Source organism: Chryseobacterium sp. GVT01B (assembly GCF_019970045.1).
Lineage (GTDB): Bacteria > Bacteroidota > Bacteroidia > Flavobacteriales > Weeksellaceae > Chryseobacterium.
Genome location: NZ_JAHXYI010000003.1, coordinates 148,212 through 172,782 on the forward strand (window position 1 = coordinate 148,212; position 24,571 = coordinate 172,782).

General features: G+C 35.9%; 17 protein-coding genes and 2 tRNA genes. 12 read left to right on the top strand and 7 right to left on the bottom strand.

Annotated elements, in window-relative coordinates; translation table 11 throughout:
• The first annotated feature begins 2 nt into the window (after positions 1-2).
• Both LC457_RS07420 and LC457_RS07425 read left to right on the top strand, forming a co-directional pair.
• Positions 3-1,322, top strand: coding sequence for a RagB/SusD family nutrient uptake outer membrane protein (locus LC457_RS07420; RefSeq protein WP_223599272.1), 1,320 nt, complete (start codon positions 3-5; stop codon positions 1,320-1,322).
• A 79-nt stretch (positions 1,323-1,401) separates the two neighbouring features.
• The gene (locus tag LC457_RS07425) at positions 1,402-2,163 is read left to right on the top strand and encodes a LytTR family DNA-binding domain-containing protein (protein ID WP_223599273.1); all 762 of its coding nucleotides are present in this window, start codon (positions 1,402-1,404) and stop codon (positions 2,161-2,163) included.
• Positions 2,164-2,325: 162 nt separating this feature from the next.
• Here the strand turns inward: LC457_RS07425 and LC457_RS07430 are convergent.
• Positions 2,326-2,398: transfer RNA gene (locus LC457_RS07430), tRNA-Phe, on the bottom strand.
• A 539-nt stretch (positions 2,399-2,937) separates the two neighbouring features.
• On the opposite strand from LC457_RS07430, the gene tssD reads away from it, so the two are divergent.
• The 7 genes from tssD (at position 2,938) to LC457_RS07465 (ending at position 13,576) form a co-directional block, all read left to right on the top strand.
• Positions 2,938-3,342, top strand: a complete 405-nt coding sequence (gene tssD / locus LC457_RS07435) for a type VI secretion system tube protein TssD (RefSeq protein ID WP_223599274.1) — start codon at positions 2,938-2,940, stop codon at positions 3,340-3,342.
• A 127-nt stretch (positions 3,343-3,469) separates the two neighbouring features.
• Positions 3,470-5,350: a type VI secretion system Vgr family protein gene (locus LC457_RS07440; protein WP_223599275.1), complete on the top strand. Its 1,881-nt coding sequence runs from the start codon at positions 3,470-3,472 to the stop codon at positions 5,348-5,350.
• A gap of 1 nt (position 5,351) precedes the next feature.
• On the top strand, positions 5,352-6,710 hold the full coding sequence (locus tag LC457_RS07445) for a DUF3289 family protein (protein WP_223599276.1): 1,359 nt from the start codon (positions 5,352-5,354) through the stop codon (positions 6,708-6,710).
• A 45-nt stretch (positions 6,711-6,755) separates the two neighbouring features.
• Positions 6,756-7,238 carry a hypothetical protein gene (locus tag LC457_RS07450; protein WP_223599277.1) on the top strand — a complete coding sequence of 161 codons (483 nt, stop codon included), beginning with the start codon at positions 6,756-6,758 and terminating at the stop codon, positions 7,236-7,238.
• 32 nt (positions 7,239-7,270) lie between these two features.
• Positions 7,271-8,065, top strand: a complete 795-nt coding sequence (locus LC457_RS07455; protein ID WP_223599278.1) for a hypothetical protein — start codon at positions 7,271-7,273, stop codon at positions 8,063-8,065.
• A gap of 18 nt (positions 8,066-8,083) precedes the next feature.
• On the top strand, positions 8,084-12,316 hold the full coding sequence (locus LC457_RS07460) for a hypothetical protein (RefSeq protein WP_223599279.1): 4,233 nt from the start codon (positions 8,084-8,086) through the stop codon (positions 12,314-12,316).
• A gap of 126 nt (positions 12,317-12,442) precedes the next feature.
• A complete protein-coding gene (locus tag LC457_RS07465; protein ID WP_223599280.1) occupies positions 12,443-13,576 on the top strand; it encodes a hypothetical protein in 1,134 nt (377 codons plus the stop codon).
• 91 nt (positions 13,577-13,667) lie between these two features.
• Here the strand turns inward: LC457_RS07465 and LC457_RS07470 are convergent, their stop codons facing one another.
• The 4 genes from LC457_RS07470 to LC457_RS07485 all read right to left on the bottom strand — a co-directional run bounded on the left by LC457_RS07470 (position 13,668) and on the right by LC457_RS07485 (position 18,523).
• On the bottom strand, positions 13,668-15,014 hold the full coding sequence (locus tag LC457_RS07470) for a DUF3472 domain-containing protein (protein WP_223599281.1): 1,347 nt from the start codon (positions 15,012-15,014) through the stop codon (positions 13,668-13,670).
• 225 nt (positions 15,015-15,239) lie between these two features.
• Positions 15,240-15,312 (bottom strand) — tRNA-Phe (locus LC457_RS07475).
• Between the two features lie 108 nt (positions 15,313-15,420).
• Complete coding sequence (locus LC457_RS07480) at positions 15,421-17,262, bottom strand: lysophospholipid acyltransferase family protein (RefSeq protein ID WP_142718592.1); 1,842 nt, start codon at positions 17,260-17,262, stop codon at positions 15,421-15,423.
• A gap of 22 nt (positions 17,263-17,284) precedes the next feature.
• The gene (locus LC457_RS07485) at positions 17,285-18,523 is read right to left on the bottom strand and encodes an aspartate kinase (protein WP_223599282.1); all 1,239 of its coding nucleotides are present in this window, start codon (positions 18,521-18,523) and stop codon (positions 17,285-17,287) included.
• Between the two features lie 324 nt (positions 18,524-18,847).
• On the opposite strand from LC457_RS07485, the gene fbp reads away from it, so the two are divergent.
• Complete coding sequence (gene fbp, locus LC457_RS07490; protein WP_213280267.1) at positions 18,848-19,864, top strand: class 1 fructose-bisphosphatase; 1,017 nt, start codon at positions 18,848-18,850, stop codon at positions 19,862-19,864.
• Complete coding sequence (menC, locus tag LC457_RS07495) at positions 19,865-20,875, top strand: o-succinylbenzoate synthase (RefSeq protein WP_223599283.1); 1,011 nt, start codon at positions 19,865-19,867, stop codon at positions 20,873-20,875.
• A gap of 8 nt (positions 20,876-20,883) precedes the next feature.
• On the opposite strand, the gene LC457_RS07500 is transcribed toward menC, so the two are convergent.
• Together LC457_RS07500 and LC457_RS07505 are read right to left on the bottom strand one after the other, a co-directional pair.
• The gene (locus LC457_RS07500; RefSeq protein WP_156118473.1) at positions 20,884-21,051 is read right to left on the bottom strand and encodes a hypothetical protein; all 168 of its coding nucleotides are present in this window, start codon (positions 21,049-21,051) and stop codon (positions 20,884-20,886) included.
• A gap of 447 nt (positions 21,052-21,498) precedes the next feature.
• The gene (locus LC457_RS07505) at positions 21,499-22,629 is read right to left on the bottom strand and encodes an alpha/beta hydrolase (protein ID WP_223599284.1); all 1,131 of its coding nucleotides are present in this window, start codon (positions 22,627-22,629) and stop codon (positions 21,499-21,501) included.
• Between the two features lie 152 nt (positions 22,630-22,781).
• Here LC457_RS07505 and LC457_RS07510 point away from each other — a divergent pair, with 152 nt between their 5' ends.
• Positions 22,782-24,452, top strand: coding sequence for a glutamine--tRNA ligase/YqeY domain fusion protein (locus LC457_RS07510; protein ID WP_223599285.1), 1,671 nt, complete (start codon positions 22,782-22,784; stop codon positions 24,450-24,452).
• Positions 24,453-24,571: the final 119 nt, after the last annotated feature.

Sequence of the window (24,571 nt, forward strand, 5' to 3'; positions counted from 1 at the left end):
AAATGAGAAAAATTACAACAATCATAGCGCTTACAGCAATCAGCCTTATCAATATCGGATGCGACAGGTTTTTAGATATTCAGCCGGAAGGAAAAATTATTCCTGTTACCTCTGAAGATTATAGAAAAGTACTGACATCAGCCTATTCAAAATATCCCGTTCACAAATCATTGGTAGCCCTTCGTACTGACGAGACAAATCTTGATGACAATGGAGTAGATTTTATTTCTTATCGTGAAATTGCGATGTGGAAGGATTCAAACTATGATTCTACATCTGCAGAACTTCCTTGGTTAAGCTTTTATACCGTAAACTTCTATCTGAACCAGATCATCAACGAAGGAAGCAAAACAATGCAGGATTCTCCTGAAAAGAACCAGATTTTAGCAGAAGCGTATGCTTTGCGTGCTTACCTGTATTTTGATTTGGTGAATTTATATGGAAAACCTTACAACAGTGCAACAGCTTCTACAGACAAGGGAGTTCCTATCAATCTTGAAATTGATCTGGAAGAGGTATTGAAGCCATCTTCTGTACAAGAAGTTTACAACCAGGTTCATGCAGATATTAAAAAAGCTGAAGGTCTGATGGTAGAACAAACGCAGGCATTGGGAGTAAACTACAGATTCTCAAAGACAGCATTGCTGGCTTTTGAAGCAAGAACAGCTTTGTATGAAGGAGACTGGAATAAAGCTTTAAACTATGCAGATCAGGTACTGGCAGTAAAAGGTGATTTGAGCAATTTGAATACAGTAAATACTCCGCCTAATCATTATGCTTCCCCGGAATCTATCATGGCGTTGGACAATACCTGGGATAACTCTATAAAGGTCTTATCTTTTGCATCTCCGGAATTGATTTCTTCATACAATACTCCTGCCGATAAAAGGTTTGGCATGTATTTTGAAAAAAATGGTAGTAAGTATAAAGTTATTAAAGGAGGAAGCTTAGAGTTCAAAGTGTCTTTCAGAACTGCAGAGCAGTACTTTATAAAATCTGAAGCGTTATTAAAGCTGAATAAACTGACTGAAGCTAAAGAAACACTTCTGAAAGTATTAAAAAACAGATACACTCCGGATGGATATACTTCAGTTCAAAATGCAGTAAACTCAATGGATTCTACAGCATTTATGAACTTTATTCTGGATGAAAGATTCAGAGAATTTGCTTTGGAAGGACAGAGATGGTTCGACTTAAGAAGAGCAAATCAGAAAAAAATAAGCCACACCATCAGTGGCAAGGAATATATTCTTCAGCAGAATGATCCGCGATATACCATTGAATATCCAATGAGCGCGAAGAAGAATAACCCTAATCTATAGAACTTCATATCAAATTCAATACAGATGAAACCGCTTGAACTTAATTGTTTCAGCGGTTTTTTTGTACTTTTGCATTGTTATGAAAATTGCCATTATAGAAGATGAACTGCTGGCTGTGAATTATCTGAAAAATCTTTTAGATGCACAGAGCATAGTCCCTGTTACAGAGACTGTTATTCTTCGTTCCAAAAAACAGGCGATTGATTTTTTTGAGAAAGATTCGGCAGATCTTATCTTTATGGATATCCATCTTGGTGATGGAATGAGCCTTGAAATCTTCGAGCATGTAGAGCTTTTTACCCCGATTATTTTCATTACTGCATTTGATGAATATGCCATGAGAGTCTTCAGGCATTTTACCATTGATTACCTTCTGAAACCTTTTGAAGAAGAGGATCTGCATAAAGCTTTACAAAAGTTTATTTCTATACGTAACAATTTTGATCCGGAACCGGTGCTTAAATCAATTTCCTCACTGCATCAGGCAGAAGATGAGGTGATGAAACGTTTTATGGTGAGAGAAGGCAATAAGCTTAAATCAATTGACGAGCATAATACTGCGTATTTTTTTGCTTCCGGTAAATACCTTTTCCTTACTACAAAAGATCATCAGACCTATATCTATGATGATACCATTAAAGATATTATTCAGAAGCTCAACCCGGATATTTTTTTTAAAATAAACCGCAAGTTTATCATTAACAAAGAGTCTGTTTCCGAAATTATCAAACATTCCAGTCAGAAAGTAGAACTTAGACTTTCTCCGGAGCCGGAAGTGAATGCTGAGGTTTTTATCAGTAAAACACAGATTGCAGAATGTCTCAGCTGGCTGAACAGGTAAAACCGGATAGACGTATACTTAGGAGAATCAATGAGATTGATTCCCATCTTTGCTCCCTTTAAAATTTAGCTTTAAAATAATAAGTCCTTTGCGTTAATTTTACTTTTAGCTGGTAAAGTATAACAACAAAAAAACCTCTAAAATAAATTAGAGGTTTTGAAGTGGTTTCTCCAGGAATCGAACCAGGGACACATGGATTTTCAATCCATTGCTCTACCAACTGAGCTAAGAAACCATTTATGTTTTCGTTTATTACTTCGTTGTTTTAAAGTGATGCAAAAGTATAACATTTTATAATACCGCGCAAGTTTTTTGATTTATTTTTTTGAGGAAATCTTTTACTATAGCTCGTTTTAGGTTCCAATGCTTTGTTCATCAGTGGTTTTGTTCATCTTATTTTTTTCATTTTTTTATGATTTTTATTTTTTCATGTCCTTCTGTCCCTATTTTTTCAATTCTGAAATTGATTTTCTGTTCTAAAATTGCTGTTCTTCTTTACAATTTATCTGAAGATATTATTTTGTTGATGAATTTTGAAATTTTAACCCCTGTTTTAAATATCTTAAACAAGCAAAAAAATACTGCGATTTTAAAGAGCTGTAAATGTCAAACAACTGATTTGTAGGATGTAATTTACCTAACAAGTGTTAGTCGTATTATTACGACACTTTTTAAAATTTAATAATAAAACTTATTTACGTTTTGTAATTACATCTATATTTGGTGATATAGAAAAACAAATCATAAAATATTAACCATTAAAATTTACAAATCATGGCAGAAAGAAATTCAAGAGGAATTTTAAAATTCAACAACGGTGAAGGACAAAAGTTATTAAAGCTTAACTACAGCGTATCAAGATCTACAGACGTATCAGGACGTGTAGCATCAGATCCTTCCAATGCTCTTATTAAAATCACGGTAGAAGCTACTGAAAAATCAGACATTCTTGAAAGTTTATTGAACGGAAAATATAAGCCTACTGTAGGTGAGATCACTTTCAATAAATCTCACGAAGAAGGAACTTTAACAACACTGAAGTGGAATAACGGTTATGTAATTCAGCATGAAGTAGATTTCGATGCTGTAGATGAGAACAGTATGTACATCAGTTTTGTGGTAAGTGCAGAACAGATAGACCTTGGAACTTCTTCTTATTTCGGAGCTTGGCCTTCTTAATAGTATTCAGAATTTAAACGATCAGGCAGAATGGCACACCGGTTCAAGGGATGTTGTTCTGCCTTTTTTAACCTTATAGAACAGCTGTTTATTTTAAATAAAGTTCTGAAAAAAACACCTAATCACTATGAATAAAAATGCCTCGAATTCTGATAAGATTTCTGAGAATCATATTCCCGGAATCAACCGTGTGGTAAAGCTGGATATTGTGATTGAAGGCAAAATTATCAAACACTTCAAGCATTTCCGTTTACAGCAAAGTGCCAGAAGACATCACAATTTTGAACTTATTCTAGCCCATGATTCCCTTGGAGAAGCCCAAAACCATACCCTGGAACAAGCGCGCCAGTTTTTGGGAAAGAGGATTACGATTGTCTTTAAATACAAAGATTACGAAAGTGAAAGCCCTGAAAGAACTTTTGTAGGGGTCATTACCAAAGCCGCGTTCAGCCAGGAAAAAATGAGTTTGGGAAATATTGTACTCAGAGGTTATAGCCCAACCATTCTCATGGATGCTGCTCCCCATACTCAAAGTTTTGGAGGAGATCAGGCTGTTAATACAGGAATTATTGCCAATAAAATATGTAAAGAAGCACTGGGGTCAGAGAAATTTGATTTCAGAGTAGATACTCAGAATAAAAGCTATATCAATTATAGTGCACAATATAACGAAACCCATTACAATTATCTTGCAAGAACTGCAGAAGCCTATGGGGAACAGTTTTATTATGATGGTGAAGTCCTTCATTTCGGAAAACTTCCACCCTCAGAAAAACCGATTCGTCTCGTATACGGAAGCAATGCAAGCGATGTTCAGGTAGAACTGAATGCTGTACATACCAATCCTCAGTTTTTTGGATATAACAGCAGCAGCCATACTAAAATGGAAGGCTCTGAAAATAATATCAGACATTTAGGGGAAATACCTTCCAAAGCATATGAGCTGAACAACAATATCTTTAAAACCCGTTCACTCTCTCCGGCGCCCATCAATGCCAATATGTTTGTGGATGTAAGCGATTCTCAGAAAAGTGCTGCCGGAAGTGCCGCTGTAGAAGTATTTACCGTTTCAGGAAATACAACCGTTCCATTTTTATATCCTGGTTGTCTTGCAGATATAGAAATGAGAAAGCCAGATACCAGCCAGACTTCTTATTTTACAAAACTTACGATTACCGAAGTTTCTCATGAAGTCAATGCCCGGGGGTATTACACAGGAAGCTTTGAAGCTATTGCTGAAGGGACAGGCTTTATGCCAAAACCTGAATTTATAGAACCTAAAGCAGAACCACAGGTTGCTACCGTTATTTCCAATACAGACCCACTTAATCAGGGAAGAATACAGGTGAGATTTGACTGGCAGAAAAATCCTGATACAACTCATTTTATAAGAATGATGAGTCCGGATGCAGGTGGTACAGATGTTATTACTCAAAACAGAGGTTTTGTAGCAATACCGGAAGTAGGAGATCAGGTAATGGTAGGATTTGAATACCATCATCCGGATTTTCCGTTTGCGATGGGAGGGATGTTCCATGGGCAGGTGGCATTGGGAGGAAGTGTCAACAATCATCTTAAATCTATTCAGACAAGAAGTGGAAATAAAGTGATCTTTAATGACCAGGAAGGAAGTATTTTCATAGAGGATCCAAGCGGAAATACTTATTTAATGGATGGAAAAGGAAATATTATCGTTAATGCTCCCAAAAATATAACCTTCACTGCCGGGGAAAATGTGCAGATTAATGCAGGTAAAAATATCATTGCTTCAGCTCAGAGAAATGTCAATATTATGGCCGGTGAAGATATCACGGAAACAGCCAATGATGATTACAATCTGACAGCAAGTAATATTATTGAAACGGCTGAAGCCGGCAGAAAATCTACAGCTAAAAATATTACGGAAAATATGGAAGCTGGCTCTTACATCAGTACAAAAGAGGCCATCAATGTAGAAAGTGCCAAGGAAGTACTTATCAATAGTGGTAAACAGGTAAAAATGCAGTAATATGGCAGGCGAAGGCGGAAATATCGTAAGAAATGTCTTTGGGAAGTCCTACAAGGAAGCTGAACATATTATGAAAGATGCTTCCAAAGGAACTCTGGATTTTAAATCTCCTCAGGAAAACACTTTTTATGGGAAAAAAGGAGGGAAGAAATTTGACGAATATCAGGCGAAAAAAGACAATACATTACTGGTTGTAAAGGTAGAAGGCCCCTTAGATGATAACGGAGGGAAAATTGATAAACCTAAAGAAGGCGTAAAATATTGGTTCAAAGCAACCTTTAACAGATCTGCAACGAAAAGTGAGTATAAAAAGCTTCAATGGCAGGAAAAAATAAATGGAATTTCTATCCCTTTCTTTTTCGATTATTCTTCGATCACCGGAAATACGGAGACAATACAGGTGAAGCTTCCCTGTTATGATATGCGGGTTTACGCCTATTTTAAAACTCCGATTGACAAGGTTAGTGTAGAAGTCAAAATAACCAATCCATTACCTCTTTACATTGACAGGTTTAAAATTAAAGGAAAAGACAGGAAAGGAGTGAATATGGCGGATGATATGTGCTATGGTCTGGGTGTTTCCAATCAATACCCTTCAAGATATACGCTTCAGGATGTAGAAAGCAAAGGCGTTTGGATCAAGTCGGAGATAAGAGATAAGACCGATGAAGAACTATGGGCTGGGTTCAAGCTCATGGTAGGAACACTTTTTTCAGTCGGCGAACTGGAAACTGTTGCTTTTGATATGATTGAAAAATTTAAAAGAAGCGAAGGTGGTGAATATACCAATCCTGTGCTTACAAAACATGTATTGCAGCATCCTTCAAACCAACGATTCTGCTTAAGCATGGAAGATGAAATTGCTGACAGAATTAAGAAAAACTATGGAAGTGTAGCCTCTATTGAAGATGATGAAATCCATTTTACAGATGATGAGATCGGAAAGTTTGGAAAAAGAGGATGGGGACATCCGCAGTTTTCAACGATGAAAGACACCTTCATGGGAGGTCTTACCATTTGTATGAATGATACATGGGCTTATGAGGTACAGCTTACGAAATTCAATAAATCAGGCAATGGCACTTACGATGCTACATATAAAGTTGTTTTATATGACCACTTTGGATTGGATATGCCGGATATAGAAAAGAAATATTACTATCTACTTGGTTTCAGATATTGGTTTATTCTGCAGCATATCAGAGGGTATAAACCTTTTATCACTAAAGTTGAATTTGAGAAGACTTTTAAAGAAAGTATTACAATTGGTAAAGCTGAACGACAAAGTAAAAGGAGAGCTCAAAAAGAAAGAGAAGATCATCTTCGCAATATGGGAAGGAGAAGGCCGGGAGAATATTAAGAACGAATAACCATTACAACTACAGGTATTATTATACATATAAAAATGAAGTATTTACAATCTATAAGAATTATTGCCATTATATATTTTCTGTTGATAGCTATGAGCTGTGATAGGAAAAAGAATGACTTTATTCCTCTTGAACATATGACTTTTACCAATGCTTATTATAAAAATGCAGTCAAGATTTCATATTATATTCTCATAGATAATCCGGAACCTAACGAAAGTATACTGAAGAAAGATATTATAACGTACGTAGAAAACAGATTGAAAAGTAATAAATCTCTTACACAACACGAAATATCTTCACTCAACTTTGTTTTTTATAGAAAAACGGATAATACCTCATATTTTATAACGAACAAGGAAAGTGCAGGTGAGTTGCTGGGTGAAGAAATATCTCATTACCAGCAAGATTATATAGCCAATTATCTGGTAAGTAAATGCGGGCACGGTACAGTAGAAAAAATATACCTCTACAACCTGCCTGAAGAGATTGTATCAGATAAAAATTGTGCAGAATAATCCGCTTTATTCTATTAAATAACTCTAAATATATGGTAGAAACAAGAGTAAAACCTTTTCAGAAATATACTTCAGGAACCCATGATTATCACGTGGAGAATGCTCTTGAAATACAATTTGGAGAAGTAAAAGGGTTTTATTCATCTTTTAGAATTACACTTCAGGAGAAAGAGAATGAAGATCATACAAAAAACTGGATGATAAATAAGGTAGATGATTCTTCTTTTCCATCTGAAAATAAATTTATGGAAATCCTGTATATCCTGGAACAGAGCTCTTATCCGCTGGAAATAAAAGTGGATGAAAAAGGAAGTTTCCTGGGTGCAGCAGACCATCAGAAAAATATAGAAAACTGGAAACTTAAAACGGCAGTGCTTCAGGAAAAATACCAGAATGCTGAGGTATTCAGAAACCAATACCTGTTTGCGTTGGAAGATGAAGCTGTCTTTTATAAAAACAAACTGAAAGAACCCTTCTGGAATCTGTTGTTATTCGCCCCTTACTATGTAGATAACGGAGGTGAAAACCAAGAATCCATTGTATGGAATATCAAAGGAATTGGTGATATAGAATGTTCCGGAGTCATCAATGCAGAACAAAGAGACTATGGTTTTAATGCATTTTTTATTTCCGAAATCAAAGTTCCAAACAACATACAGGAAGAATTAGATAAGAAATACCTGTATCATGCGGGACAGTATCAGGTAAAATTAAGCATAGAAATGGAATACAACTCCCGTAAAAAACAGTATTCCAAAAAGAAAGCTGACTTTATATTGTCAGATGGAGAAAAAACAGTATACCGGGAAACGATCACAATGACTTAATCTTTATGAACAAATGACATGGCGGATAAAGGATACATCATTATAGAAGGAGCCACTGCGTACTGCAGCAGCTCGGTAACCAACAATTCCAATGGAACCGCCGTTCCGATGGAAGTAAAAAGCCAGAAAAAAAAACTGGGCAAAAACAAATATTTTGCACAGAATAAACCTGTAGCAACTTACCTTGATGATAAAGCTGACAGCTTTGGAGGAGGCAACGGATTTGGAAACTGCAAAGGTTCAGATGGAAAAACCTATCCTTGTAAAGGCAAATGCAGCATTAAATATAAAGACTATTATGAAAACGTAGAATTCAACAAGAGTATGAAAATACTTTTGGATGCATCTACCGGAAATTGTCCTGGGTATGGTGTTCCCGGAACTATTGCTTTTGCAACTACCGGGCAGGCTAATAATGTTTCCCAGATTGAAGTTAAAGAAGCGGATGAGTTTTCTGTAGCCAATACTTCACCTCAATGGCCTTCATCTGCTGCGTCTGAAGCAAGCATTTCAGTATCATCAATCTCGATGATAAGACCAATACCGGCAGATAAGCTTACCGAAAATTATTACTATATCAAAGGGATGAACGGTCCTCTATTTCCCATTACAAACCCGTTTGGTGGTGATAACCTTGATTTGAAAGCTCAATTTAAAGGAGATGAGAAGAAAATTATCTGGGCTCTTTTCAAGGGAGAAGGAACTAAAGATAAAATAAAGACATTTATCGGATTGGGGAGCAATTTCAGTCAATCTATGAGTAAAATATTTGACAGTCTTGCAGAAGGGAAGTACAGACTCGAAGCATATGGTAAAAAAGCTGGGGATGCTAAATGTTCTATTAATGTAGAAGTCGTTCAGGATTTTGTTAAAAAAATTGTCAGCCCCGGATCTTCAACCTTAATTAAAATCCCTCTACCTGTATCTATTGAACGAAAACTCAGCAGTGCAGCCGATCAGTCAAAAATACTGAACAGAGGTTTCTTTATGCCCGTGAATAGCGTTCAATGGACCGTGAAACAAGGAACTACAGTGCTCTATAGCAGTTATTCAGAAGTCTCTTCTCCTCATCTTGTGGATGTAACAGGGATTGGTGATCGTATATTTCTAACTTTTAAAAATGAAGGAAAATATACTGTAGAAGCATTTACAGACCCCACAGATCCCAAACCGCAGTCTATAGAAGTTAAAATAGAAAACAGCCTGGGAGTAATGGGAGTGAAAGGTGAACCGGGCTTAGTAAGATTCAGTGATATGATCAAAGTACAGGCTTCCAGATTCAATGTCAATTATATGCCTTCCGGGACCTCAGTATATTGGTATCTTAAAAAAGAAGGAATTGGCAGAGTGGCTTTATTTGAAAACTCACCTTCTTTCAAAACAGGTGTCATCAGCAAAAAAGTAGCTGAATTACTGTATAATGATGCAAAGCTGGGCAGTGATCAATATTTCGGAAAATATATACTGGAAGCCTATGCCAGTCCGGTTGGAGAAGGAAAGCAGCCCGGATTTTCAGGATCAGACTGTTTTAATTTTGAGGTGATCCAAAATGTAATCGATAAATTCACGCTTCCCGCCACCAATATTCCAAAAGGAACCAAAATAAAATATACAGCCACAGCAAGAATTGCAACACTGGCTGGCAATGAAGCTATAAAAATAGAAGTTCCGGATAAAGTGACCAATAACGGGGACGGAACTATTACATTTAATGATCTCGGAGAATATACTATTTCTGCCTATTTAACCGGAGATTATACCGATGGGAAGAAAATTGAAGCGAAAGTAAAAGTCTCAGAACCTACGGTAAAAAGAGCGCTCTGGGCCTATGGAACAGGTGTGAAACGTACGGAAACCGGTTTTGGAGAGGAAACGTATGGCTTTCTTGAAATTGATGGCCTTCAGAACCAGGCTTTAAAAGTAAAAGTATGGGTAAAGGGTGAAGGAGATGATTTCTACAAAGAGAAAGATAAATATATGCTGGAGGAAAAAACCGTTACCCTTAACAATGAAGGTAAGGCTTCCTTCCTTATTACCACCAATGATGATTATAAGAAAAAACTGGCGGCAGCTATTCCAAAAACAACGGAAAATCCGAACCCATCTTACCGCCTGGTATTTACAATAGAACTTCAGGCAAGCTCATCTGCAGATATTGTTCTTCCCGGCAATATTACCATTTTGGGAACACGTCCCGTAGTTATAGACAATACTACTACTTATCTGGAAGTTCTGGATTCCAATGAAGAACTGATAATCACTTCCGAACAGAAAATTGTTTCTATCATGTTCTCCACAGAAAACGGTAAAGATATTCAGCGGGAACAGACTTTCTATGGTAAAACCCATAAACTTTGGGTACATACCGTCAATATGACAGAAGAAGTTCTGAAGATTGACGTCTTGAAAGAAATTCCTAAAGAAGGATTAAATGAAAAAGATCATATAACCTATACTCACGAGAGCAAACAAAGCTACAACGAAGAAAAAACAGGAAAAGACGGCCTGCTCGAAGTTTCTTTCACAGCCAAAGAAGAATGGAAAAATCCACCAAAAAACTTTGATTACTACATAGCACAGGTTTCCCGGCAAGTGCAAGATCCAGCCGATCCCAAAAAGAAAGTCTGGAAAATAGAAAAAAGCCAGTTTACCATTAATAACACACTTCCTGCTGATCTGGTCAGAACGGAGGATATGGAAAAACTGGGGATCAAAGCTTATAAAAAAGACGGAACTCCTTTTACAAAAGAAGAAATGCTGGAGTTGAGGAAACAATATATTTTTTATGAAAGCGGATGTCTGAAAGTTTCCCAGAAAGAAACGCCAGAAGCTATTGATAATGATGTGATGCCTGTGGTGGTGGAAATGGCGGAGGTGAAAAGAGAGGGCGAAAATGGTTGTCCGCGATGTAAAGCTGAAATTACAGTTGATATTCTCAAAAAAGTATATAAAAATGCAGAGAATGAAGATTTACAAGAGTTAGCATTAACTTTAAACAAATACAGAAATATTTTCGAATTAAATACTTGCGCAAGAAAAGCTCATTTTTTTGCACAGTCATTACAAGAAGCAGGAACGAGTTTAAAAGGAGGTCTCCATGGTGAAAGTTTGGATTATGCAGCCGAAGATTTACCAAAACATTTTAAAAATTTTAGAGCAAATCCTGAACTAGGTAAACAAAGTCCACCTAATGATCTGGCGTATGAATATGGTAGAAGTTCAAAAAACGGATATAAATCTAATGAAAAGAAAATTGCGGAAATAGCATATGGAGGAAGGCTTGGAAATGAATCTGTTGATGATACCTGGAATTTTAGAGGCAGGGGATTGTTACAAATAACAGGAAAAGGTAATTACAAAGAAATTCAGAAAAAAATAGATGAAAAAGCCAGTGACTCCGGAGTTATGATTTCTGACGGGGTAGATAGGGACTATACCCCAAAGGAAGCAGCAATAACTGGAATGGCAGATTGGTATAAGGATTCTATGTATTTGAAAGCTGATGATACAGGTAAATTAGCAGATGACGTTGTTGTTGACTCTATTGTTGATATTTTAAATAAACTTACACCCTCAAGGATGCATCGTAAAATCTGGTATCGCGGAGGTAAGCTGGATAACTGGGAGGTTAAAGCAAATGATTCGATGAAGTCTGTATTTAGAGTAGGAGAATGTGGCAAAGGTGCAGGGTTGAATCTGGTAGGAGATGCTCCATGGTTTCAGGCTGCATGGAAGGAATATGAAAAATATAAAGGATTAAGAGAAATGGATAGTCCTTTAAAGGAAAAAATTACTGAGTATTTTGATGTATCCTCTGCTGCTGGATTAGGTTACGACTATACAAATCCGTGGTGTGGTGCATTTTTAGCTTGGTGTTTTGATCAGACTCAAGATTATAAAAGGATTAATACTCCTAAAAGTGCAGCTGCCTTTGGCTGGAAGGGAAGTACATGGGAAAATGGAGAAGATTGTAATGCTTTTGTTGGAGCTTTAATAGTTTTTGATTATTCACATGTGGCATTAATTGCTGGTGAAAATTTAGATGGTACAAGATATGTATATTTGGGAGGGAATCAAGGGAATGGAGAAAAAACAGCAGGATATCAAAAAATAATACTAGGTTCTGTTGACAAAGAAAGTAAATCAATTGTTGCTATTACTAAACCTAAAAAATACACAATATCTGCAAAAGATAAAGAACTTCCAAAGTATGATGTTAATGCTGAAAACACTAAAGAAAGTTCCAGATAATAAAATATAATTTCTATGAATATAAAAAGTAAAATTAGATTAACAATATATTCACTATTAATAATGAGCAGTTTAAGCTGCCAGGAAAAAAAGCGAAGTTCTGACAATAGTCAAAAAACAATAAGTATGAATGATGATACTATAACACTAAAGGTCCTAAAAAAACAATTGCAGGAAGGTGCAGGTAAATCAATTGATGAAGCAAGTGCTGAGCTAGCTAAAATACCATTTGAGATGGAAGAACTTGATGTATCAGCTGAAACCGCAAAAAAAATTTTGCAATCTAATGGTTTTAAGGAATTGTCTGATAGTGAATTTAGTAATAAAATTAAAAATATTTTTGGAAGAATAGTAGACCCTAATTCAGGTAATTCGTTTTTATATGTAAATTATTTTGACAGATGTGATAGAAACTTTGTTACCTATAGTAATAATAGCGTTGATTATGAAGGTGGGTATATTGATAAACAAAGAAAACTTTTCACTGACTTTTATTACCTGCCAGAAATTCTTGATTATCAAAAAGAATATCCCAAATTAAGTGACGGTGAGTCCAGTAAAATTATTAGAAAATCAAGTTCACAAGTAGATGTTGAAATACCACACTGGAAAGATGTTACTGGTTTAAAAGAACAAAGAAAGGTAAATATCCAAAGAATCATCGCCAGAAATATGTATTTGTTTAATGATAATAAAACATATATCATTTGGTTGGTAACTCATGATAAAAACTTTATAAAGTTATTGGTTAAAAATTTTGGTTATGATAGAGAGCCTAAGTTTAATGAAGTGCTTATTAATGAATATATTCAGTCTAAAGATCAATATAAAATAGGAGAGCTTATCTTTGCTAAAAACTGCAATAAAGAATTAGAAATACGGAATGGAATATTGCAGAGTTTGGCTGATAGCTATCAAAGGAGTTCAAATCCTAAAGATTTATTTGGATTAATGGAGTTCTGTTCAAAACTATTAGAGACAGATGAATACGATAATTATTCTGAAAAAGAGAAAATTAAAATGGTAGCTTATCTGGCAAATACCTATGATTTTCTCTTCAAAAAGAATCATAGGCATCAGGATGGTTGGGATCCGCGATGGAATATTTTAGGAGCATATTTTGAAGATGATTCAAGAAGTAAAATTAAATGGTCCCAGTTAAAAGAAGAAATGCAAAAGAATAATTACTATAATTTATCTAATTTAAAAGAAGCTATGACCTATGCCGAAGGATTTGATAGTGTAGGTGCCCCAGATTAATTTATAAAAAATAAATGATTTTGGCAATGAATAAATAAAAAGCCAGTTCCCGATATGTTAGGAACTGGCCTTTTATTTTTAAGTTATAACTTTAAGGAAGTGTTGAAAAATCGATATTAGGAGCTTGCGAAGGTGCTGTAACAGAAAACTGTGTGCCGGGTGCAACAGTTGTATTAAAAAATCCTCCATTTTGTAAAAAGAAAGCATTGCCGGCTGTTCCTCCCATTGCATCTATTCTTTGTTTTGCATTATAGGTATTATCTACACTAAACTTTGCTCCCGAAACAGCGATCCAGTCGCCGTTTGAAGTTCTTACCCATTGATTTTTGAATTCTGCTTTTCTGCCCTGATATCCATTTTCAGGATTGAAATTTTCAACGAAGCTATAGAAGCTTTTAAGATAAGTACTGGTTTGAGGTCGCTTCCAGCTGGCGATCAGTTTCCATGTTGTTGTATCAGGTGATAAAAACCAGGCTGTAAAATCTGTTTTCCCGGTTCCGTCCGGTTCGCCTTTTAATAAGAATTTATAGGTTTGTCCTGCACTCCAGTTGTATTTATAATAGCTTTGTCCACCAGAACCCTCATTACCAAATTCTCCAATTGTTACTCCAGCACCTGCTCTGTTCAGAATAATTTTATGGTCAGGAGGAATATTATTCGGATCATCAGTATCAAATGGGCTCCACACAGAGAATAAAATTCTTCTTTCTGTATCAGAATTCACCTGCATTCCAAAATAGCCTGCACTAAAACCATTAGCCATAAAATAAGAACCAATTTTATCTTCTCCTGCAGGAACTGTTACTTCGTTGTAATAATAGCTGACATTATTGGTAGTTGGAATTACATAGTTCAGATGGCAGGAAGGTCCTCTGCGCGACCAATAATAGTAAGAAGGATCATTACTGTAAACATTGGTGCCTGTAGAAGCTGTACCGCTGAAAGTAACATCCGTAACATCTGCAAAGTATCCACCGGTTTTAGAAATACCCTGAAGATCAACTTTTACATAACCCGGAGTAGAAACGGTAAAATCTCCAACAGTATAATCTGTATAGGCCGATCCCGTTAAAGTAATATTTTTGGATGTGCTGCCCACAGTTACTTTTACAACACTTGTACCTGAAGGAACAGAAGCTTTTAATCCTATGTTTAATGTTCCTGTATTGCTCACTCTGAAATAAGTGCTGATAACAGTTGAGGAGTTGGTCCAGTTACCTAAATTGGAGGAAGTGATCACTTCGTTGGCTCCCGAAGGTTTTACTGTAAAAAAAGAATTCCCGGCAACAGGTACATTGAAGGACGATGCGTTCTTTAATGCTGAGACATTTTTTTGTGCAGCAGCAGTGTCCTCTGTTACCATAGGTGTTTCTGCACAGGATTGAAAAACAAGCAGAGCGACACCCAGAAAAGTATCGGCAAATAATTTTATTCTCATAATAGTATTTGTAATTTGGTTTACAATACTAAATTAAGTTTTACCGATCAAATAAAAAATTAATTCCCATCTTTTTGATTAATTTTTATTTTTTTGAACAGATTCGTTGTCTAAAAGTATAATAGGTTTAAATCATCGTTTTTCAATATTCTTGGGAAATATTAGGAGGAAAAGAGAGGTATATAAAAACAAAAAAACCTCTAAACTGAATTAGAGGTTTTCAAGTGGTTTCTCCAGGAATCGAACCAGGGACACATGGATTTTCAATCCATTGCTCTACCAACTGAGCTAAGAAACCATTTATGTTTTTGTTTATTACTTCGTTGTTTTAAAGTGATGCAAAAGTAGTAAGTTTTAGTATACAAAGCAAGTATTCATCGTACTTTTTTTGAATAAAGTTAAAAACTTACTGATTATCAGCCGGATTATTTTCCTGCTCCTTTCTGATCTGCTCACTCATCTCTTCCAATACCGGTTTGATCGTGTTTTCCGGAAGATCACTGATTCGGATATACATCAATCCGTCTATCGCATCATTGAAGTTCGGATCTACGTTGAATGCAATTACTTTTGCATTTTGCTTGATGTATTTTTTGATCAGAACAGGCAGTCTCAATTCAGGCTCAAGATCATCAATAATTTTGTCCAGTTTATTAAGATCAGATTCCATTTCCTCAAAGAAAATATTTTTATCCCTGTCACGAAGCTTTACCTTATATTCATTCCTTGGAGTGATATATTGTGCTACTGCAGAATCAAAATAATTGGAACGCATAAATTCAATCATCAGAGATTTTGAAAATTCCGAAAATTTATTCGAAATACTTACACCGCCCATAAGGAATTTATGATCAGGATTCCTCAGGCATACATGTACAATCCCTCTCCATAAAAGGAAGAGTGGAAGCGGTTTCTGCTGATATTCCTGGCAGATATAAGCACGGCCCATTTCAATTACCTTTTTAAAGAAAGGGTGAATATCCTGTTCAAACTCAAATAAAGAGCTTGTATAGAAGCCTTTGATGCCATATTTCTTCATGACCTCTCTACCCAATGCCATTCTGTAAGCACCAGCCAGTTTTTTCTCACCATTGTCCCAAAGGAAAAGATGGTGGTAATGCTTATCATACTCATCAAGGTCAAATGGAAGATTACTTCCTTCACCTACCGCACGGAAAGTAAGCTCTCTCTGACGTCCGATTTCCCTCATAATAGAAGGGATTTCCTCGTAAGTCGTAAAGTAGATTTCGTAATTTCCGTTACTGAACAGCATTTTGTCAGTTCCTCTCAATTTATCAACATCTTTAATGATGTCTTCCAGAGGTGTTTCATCAATGATATTCTGAACAATATTTTCTTCTTTCAATAAAGGAAACTTCACAGATAAATTCTGAAGATTGATGCTTTGAGCAAGAGATTTTCTTTTTTCATAGTAAGATTTCATCATATAAACCTTACGTTTCAGAAACTCTCCCAATTCCTCAATTGTTTCCATGTCATCCATTGCCTTTACAGTGATTGGGCGCCCGATTCTGATTCTGATAGGTTTTTCTCTGTCATTCATCATTTCTGCGGGAAGCATCAAAGTCTGCAAATTCGGATGAAGCTTAGCCACTTGATAAAAAAGACGGCTGTTCTTAGCATGGAAATACATAGGAACTACCGGCACTTTAGCCATTCTTATAAGCTTAAGTGCCGTTTTTTCCCATTCCTTATCTAAAATTTCTCCGTAAGGATTGTTCTTGTTGGAAACTTCTCCTGCCGGGAAAATGCCTACACAGCCTCCGTTTTGTAAATGCTTGAGTGTTTCACGCATTCCTGAAGAGCTGCTGTAAGCTTCTTTTCTGTTTTCAAAAGGATTTACAGCGATTACAAACGGTTCCATTGGTTTGATCTTTTCCAAAAGGAAATTTCCCATTACCTTGAAATCCGGGCGAACCTCTGATAAGACCTTGCACATCAAAATTCCGTCAATTGCACCCAGCGGGTGGTTTGAAACCAGAATAAACGGTCCCGTTTTCGGAATCTTTGCCAGATCTTCTTCAAAAGCTACATAGCTTAGGTTTCTTTCTCTTACAAATGAGTCGAAAAAGTCTTTGCCTTCCTTATCTTTTAGTTTGTCGTATAATTTATTTACTTCGTTTATTTTAGCAATGCTCATCACAGCAGATGCTACCGGATTCTTGAGGAACCCAAGTTTACTTAAGCCGGAAGCTTTGATCAGATCGTTTTTCGAAATTAAACTCATGTGTGTTTAGTCGCAATTAATATTATTGTGTTACCATTTGAAGAGTATTCTTGGAAATTTGTTCCAATAATACATTTTTTTCATGGTAAAATTTATCAATGTGATCCATCTTCGCATTTCTTACTGTGAATAAAGATACATTTTTAATTGCTTCGGTTTTAAAAATTTTTTGAAGCTCCTGATTGAGTTCATCTATATGATTAAATTTATCTTCCAGGCACAATGCCAGTGAGATAGCAGAATTCTGCATCAGAGAAACCTTGATCTTATATTTAGACAGATATCCAAAAATTAAGCTCATATGGTCTTCTGCAATAAAAGAAAAATCTCTTGTTGATATTTTCAGAAGATCCTGATTTTCTTTTAGAATATAAGATTCTTCCTGTTGGTTTTTGTCGGAAGCACCTACTTTGGTTCCTTCTTTAGTAGGATCTACGAAAGATTTTACATAAAAAGGAATACTTTTTTGCTGTAATGGCTGTAATGTTTTCGGGTGAATAACGCTTGCTCCGTAATAAGCCATTTCAATCGCTTCTTCATAAGAGATGTTGGAAAGAAGAGAAACGTCATTGAATTTTCTTGGATCTCCTGTCATTACTCCCGGTACATCTTTCCAGATCGTCATCGCTTCAGCATTTAAGCAATAAGCAAAAATAGCAGCAGAATAGTCTGAACCTTCTCTTCCTAATGTTACCGTAAAATTGTTTTCGTCAGAACCAATGAATCCCTGGGTTACATAGCAGATCTCAGGATTCAGATTAGAAATAAATTCTTCAGTTCTTACCCAATCTACCGTACCTTCTCTATATGAATTATCCGTTTTCACATAATCTCTGGCATCAAGCCATTGATTGGTAAATTGAATTTCATTCAGATATTCACTCAGGATTTTCGTGGAAATCATTTCTCCGCAGCTTACTACCTGATCGTAAACAAAGTTGTAGTTGGGAGACTTATTTCTTCTTAAAAAAGAATCAATATCATCGAAAAAGAGATTGATTTCTGCAAAAACCGCATGATTTTCAGGAAAAAGACCTTCCGCAATCTCCATGTGTTTTCGTTTTATCTTTTCAATCTCAGTTTGATAGTTATCTTTTTTGAAATAAAGTTCTACAACTTTTTCCAACTCGTTTGTCGTCTTGCCCATTGCTGATATCACCAGCAAACATTTGGCAAATCCCTGGCTTTTTAGAACCATAGACACGTTTTTCACACTTTCGGCATCTTTTACAGATGCTCCACCAAACTTGAAAATTTTCATTAAATTGTTAAAAATAAAATTGTTAGATAAAAAATTACATGAGTTTTTTACGGACGTCAAAATTATAAATTTACAACGAGATATGAAATAGCCTGACCCGGAGATCGAATTAAGATTTCCTTAAAATCAACAATTAATGAAATAATTTGAATTTTTCCAGTCTCTGGTATAACAAATCCGGAGACATTATTTTTAATAACCGCACTGTGTTGTGCTTGTTTTTATTTGTATCGTGTTGGAATACAGTTAATAAGCTCTTTTGTAATTAAATTTTCTTAATGCGATAAATTTTCCGAAATTTGGGCAAAACGTAAAAAGAAAAATATGTCAAATCAACCATTACAGACTTTAGGAGAATTTCTTATAGATAAACAGGACGATTTTCAATATTCTACAGGTGAATTTTCTCGTCTTCTGAGCGCAATAAGATTGGCTTCGAAAGTGGTAAACAGAGAAGTAAATAAAGCCGGAATTGTAGATATTACAGGAGCTGCCGGAAACCAGAATATTCAGGGTGAAGAACAGCAGAAACTGGATGTGATTGCGAATGAAATTTTTATTACGGCTTTGTCTCAAAGAGAGGTTGTTTGCGGTATTGCGTCTGAGGAAAATGATGATTTTATTGATATTAAATGTGGTGAAAATGGACATTTAAGTAAATATGTTGTATTGATTGATCCTTTGGACGGATCTTCCAATATTGATGTAAATGTTTCAGTAGGAACTATTTTCTCTATCTACAGAAGAGTTACTGAACCTGGAACTCCTGTACAGCTGGAAGACTTTTTACAGAAAGGAATCAATCAGATTGCAGCGGGATATGTTATTTACGGTTCTTCTACAATGATTGTTTATACAACAGGAAACGGAGTAAACGGATTTACGTTGGATCCTTCTCTAGGAACATATTATCTTTCTCATCCTAACATGACTTTCCCGAAAACAGGTAAAATTTATTCTATCAACGAAGGAAATTATATCAAATTTCCTCAGGGAGTAAAAAATTACCTTAAATATTGCCAGATGGAAGAAGGAGACCGTCCTTATACTTCAAGATATATCGGTTCTTTAGTAGCAGATTTTCATAGAAATATGCTGAAAGGAGGAATTTACATCTATCCTTCTTACTCACAGGCTCCAAATGGTAAATTAAGACTGTTATATGAATGTAATCCTATGGCATTCCTTGCAGAACAGGCAGGAGCAAAAGCAACTGACGGGTTTAGAAGAATTCTTGAAATAGAACCTACAGAACTTCACCAGAGAATTCCGTTCTTCTGTGGAAGTATAGACATGGTAGAGAAAGCAGAAGAATTCATGCGTATCGACAGTGTAAAATAAATGGAAGCAAATTATTTACAATATTTATTACAATTTAAACGCCCGAGTGGAACATCTCGCGGCGTTTTGCTTGATAAGGAAACCTTCATCCTCACTATTTCGGAAAACGGAAGAAAAGGAGTAGGAGAATGTGCTATTTTCAGAGGACTGAGTTTTGATGACAGAGCCGACTATGAAGAAAAACTGAAATGGCTTTGCGAAAATATCAATCAGGATGCATCTTTTTTGGAAGAAGAACTGAAAGAGTTTCCATCCATCTGGTTTGGGTATGAACAGGCTGTCCAGAACCTGAAACATGGTGATAGTATATATTTTCCAAGCGAATTCACTGAAGGTAAATCAGCGATTACCATCAACGGCCTGATCTGGATGGGAGAAGTTGGGTACATGGAAGAACAGATTCAGGAGAAACTGGAAAAAGGATTTCATTGTATTAAATTAAAAATCGGGGTCGATTGGGAATCTGAGCATATTATTCTCCAGAAATTAAGAGAGAAATTTTCTAAAGATCAGCTGGAGCTTCGTGTGGATGCCAATGGAGGATTCAGCAAAGAAAAGGCCGTTACTGTTTTACAGCAATTGGCAGATCTTCATATTCATTCCATTGAACAGCCTATCAAAGCCGGAAACTGGGATGATATGGCAGAATTGTGTGCAAAAACTCCCACTCCGATAGCTTTGGACGAAGAACTCATTGGAATTATTGATCCTGAAGAAAAGAAAAAACTTTTAGAAAAAATACAGCCGCAATATATTATTTTGAAACCTGCATTGGTAGGAGGGTTTTGCGGTTCGGATGAATGGATTTCTCTTGCAGAGACTCTAAATATAGGTTGGTGGATCACTTCAGCTTTGGAAAGCAATATTGGATTGAATGCCATTGCCCAATATACATTTACCAAAAAAAATCCAATGCCTCAAGGTTTAGGCACTGGAGCTTTATTTGTAAATAATTTTGAATCCGATCTAGAACTCAGAAATGAGCTGCTATGGTTCAAAAAATATAACTGAAAAGTTAATTAACATAATGGTGGAGGTGAATCCGGGCATGTGGTCTGGCCGCAATAGTCAGGCCCCCATGATCTGCAGCACATCGCAACCGGATTCCAGCTGTTACACCCAAGTGGCGGTCTTCCTCCTTTGATCGTTTTTAATTCTCCTCTTTTGATTTTCTTTAGATTTTTCATGATATTAATTTTATTTGATTGATAAGTAAATGTCGAAAACTTTTTTCAATTATACAACAAGTGGGGAATTATTTAATAATATTTAACAATTCCTCTGAAATGTTTGTATAGTATTGAATATGAATTGGGTTGGTTTCTGTTTTTCTACAAGTAATCCCTTCCTGTTCAGAATATTTAAAATGTTTTTAATCCGGTCTGTAGGAAAAACCTGGTAGTGGTGGATCGAATACTTTGTTGATTTAGAGGTTGTTACACAATTAAATCACATCTTTTACGAAAATAGCTTTCTTTATATAGTTTAATATATCAGAAAACCTTTTTTTAATCTGTCCCATAATTAAAAATTGTAATTCCCTAATGTATGAATTAGCAATCATTATGCCATACTGCTGCATCGGGCTAATTTTAACATAAAGTTCTTTTTTTAAGAATTATTTTAATTACTTATTAAGAAATAATTGTGAAAATGTTTTCGTTATCCCTAGTTCGGTTGGTGATAAGATTTCTGTCTATTCCGTTTAAAGTCTGAAAGATATCGGTCTGTACCTGCGAGCTGGAGAGGTATCCCCAGTGGTTTCCCACTTCATATTTGAAACTGTTCAGAAGGTCATCTTTTACAAATGTACAGTCGATAATAGAAACAATATCTTTGTAATCACTAATATCACTTGGTCCGTTTTTACCAAGTCTTGGGGTAAGAATATTTTTTGTAAACTGAGAAATTCCCAAAACCGCGTCCTGTCTGTTCAGGTAAATAGAAATTCGGTTGGCGAGTAATGGCAGTTTATTATAAGAATCTTCAGAATCTTCAAATACTTTATAGCTGACATCCGCATTCAGCAGTAAAACCTGATCGATAACACGGAGTATATTTTCCCTTTTAAGACTATATAACATGCTTTGAAGTACTCTGTTTCCCAGGGAATGAGCCATAAGATGAATTCTTTGATTGCAGGGTGCAAGATCCCGGTTGGAAAAGATGTCTTTTAAAAATTGGGTGTAGAAATAAAACAACCTCATCAGAGATGTTCCGGAATTGATACTGGAAGCCTTATCATCAAAATAACTCAATGGAATAATACTTCCTGAGGCAGGCCAGCTTACGAATAAAATATGCTCTACAGGAGATGCCGGATTATCAATGAATATTTTCTTAAGATCAAGAATAGCCTTTAATTCATCATCAAAATCATACAGATAACCGTGGATGAATATCAGAACATCACTTCTGTCTTTAGTGGAAGACATGTTTTTGTACAGTTCATAGAACATTCTTTGAGTTCCACCGAGATTATTGGCTGTAAGAGGAGATCTTTTAATCCCTTTTTCACTCAGAAGAACATCCAAAACTTCTTCATAACCCTGTTTTTCGGGTTCGGAGAAAAACTTATAGTTTAAAATATTCCTGTTGGTGTAGTCTTTTTTCTTTTTGGCTTGAGCAGTGGGCTCTTTGTAGTTGTCAAAATCACATTTCGCGATTCTGAAATTGGGAATTGAATATTCATCATTGGAAAAAGAATCTACTCTTTCACCTTTATGACGAACGATCTTCCGGTTACTTAAGATATAAACGGCCATGATTGTTAATTGGTTAAATGGTTTTAGCTTTCCGAAATTAATGAAAATTACTGAAATACAAAGGATAAGGCTTTTAAATTATCACTTTTACAAACGCTTATTTTTCCGTAACTTTGTGAAACTTTTTTTGCTAAAAAATAAAAGCTACTTTAATGGAAGAAGAAAAAAAATCACTCAATTTTATTGAGCAAATTATAGAAGATGATATGGCAAACGGTCTGAAAAGAGATCAGATCCGTTTCCGTTTTCCACCTGAACCCAATGGTTATCTGCATGTAGGGCACACAAAAGCTATCTGCATTAACTTCGGCCTGGGTGAAAAATACAATGCTCCTGTAAACCTTCGTTTTGACGATACGAACCCTGAGAAAGAAGAGCAGGAATTCGTAGATTCTATTATGAAAGACGTTGAATGGTTAGGTTTCAAATGGGATAAAGTTTTGTATGCATCCGATTACTTCCAGCAGCTTTACGATTGGGCAGTTCAGTTAATTAAAGAAGGAAAAGCTTATGTAGATGAGCAGCCGTCTGAAGTGATTACTGAGCAAAGAAAAAATCCTTCAGAACCGGGAATTGAATCTCCATACAGAAACCGTCCCGTTGAAGAATCATTAGATTTATTCGAAAGGATGAAAAACGGAGAATTTGAAAGTGGTTCAATGTCTCTTCGTGCAAAAATCGATATGGTTTCCCCCAACATGAATATGCGTGACCCTGTGATGTACAGAATTTTGAACAAACCTCACCACAGAACAGGTACTGCATGGAAAATCTATCCGATGTACGACTGGGCTCATGGTGAATCCGATTATATTGAACAAATTTCACACTCGCTTTGTTCTTTGGAGTTTGAAAACCACAGACCTTTATACAACTGGTATTTAGATCAGGTTTATGAAGAAGGAAGGGTTAAAAACAAGCAGAGAGAATTTGCGAGAATGAACGTTTCCTATATGATTACTTCCAAAAGAAAGCTTCAGAGATTGGTAGCAGAAGGGGTGGTAACCGGATGGGATGATCCTAGAATGCCTACTATTTCAGGGATGAGAAGAAAAGGATTTACTCCAACTTCCATCAGAAACTTTATTGATAAAGTAGGGGTTGCGAAAAGAGAAAATCTTATCGAAATTCAATTGCTGGACTTCTGTGTACGTGAAGATCTTAATAAGGTAGCAAAACGTGTAATGGCTGTTGTGGATCCTGTAAAATTAGTGATCGAAAACTATCCTGAAGACAAAGAAGAATGGTTAGAGACTGAAAATAATCCAGAGCAGGAAAATGCGGGAACAAGAGAAGTTCCTTTCTCAAGAGAATTATATATTGAGCGTGAAGACTTCAAAGAAGAAGCTAACAATAAATTCTTCAGACTGAAATTAGGCGGAGAAGTTCGTTTGAAATCAGCTTATATCATCAAAGCTGAAAGAGTAGAGAAAGATGAGAATGGAGAGATCACGACCATCTATGCTACTTACGATGAGAAGAGTAAATCCGGAAGCGGAACAGAAGAAAGTTTAAGAAAAGTAAAAGGAACTCTACACTGGGTATCTGCTAAACATGCAATTCCTGTAGAAGTAAGAATCTACAATCAACTGTTTACAGTAGAACAACCTGATGCTGAGAAAGATGTTGATTTCCTAAACTTCATCAACCCTGAATCTATGGCTACCGTGAAAGGTTTTGTTGAGCCAAGCCTTAAAGATGTTGCTGTGGGTGAGCCTCTTCAGTTCCAGAGAATAGGATATTTTACAAAAGATCAGGATTCTACAGATGAAACTATGGTATTTAACCGTACAGTAACATTGAAAGATTCTTTTAAACCTTAATAATTGTAAGGAACAGATCATAAAAAGAGCAGGACTTAATCTAAGTCCTGCTTTTTTATTGGTAAATAATATCATCGCAAACTGAAGGAGCAGCAATCTTATGTTGGATTTTTGCTAGT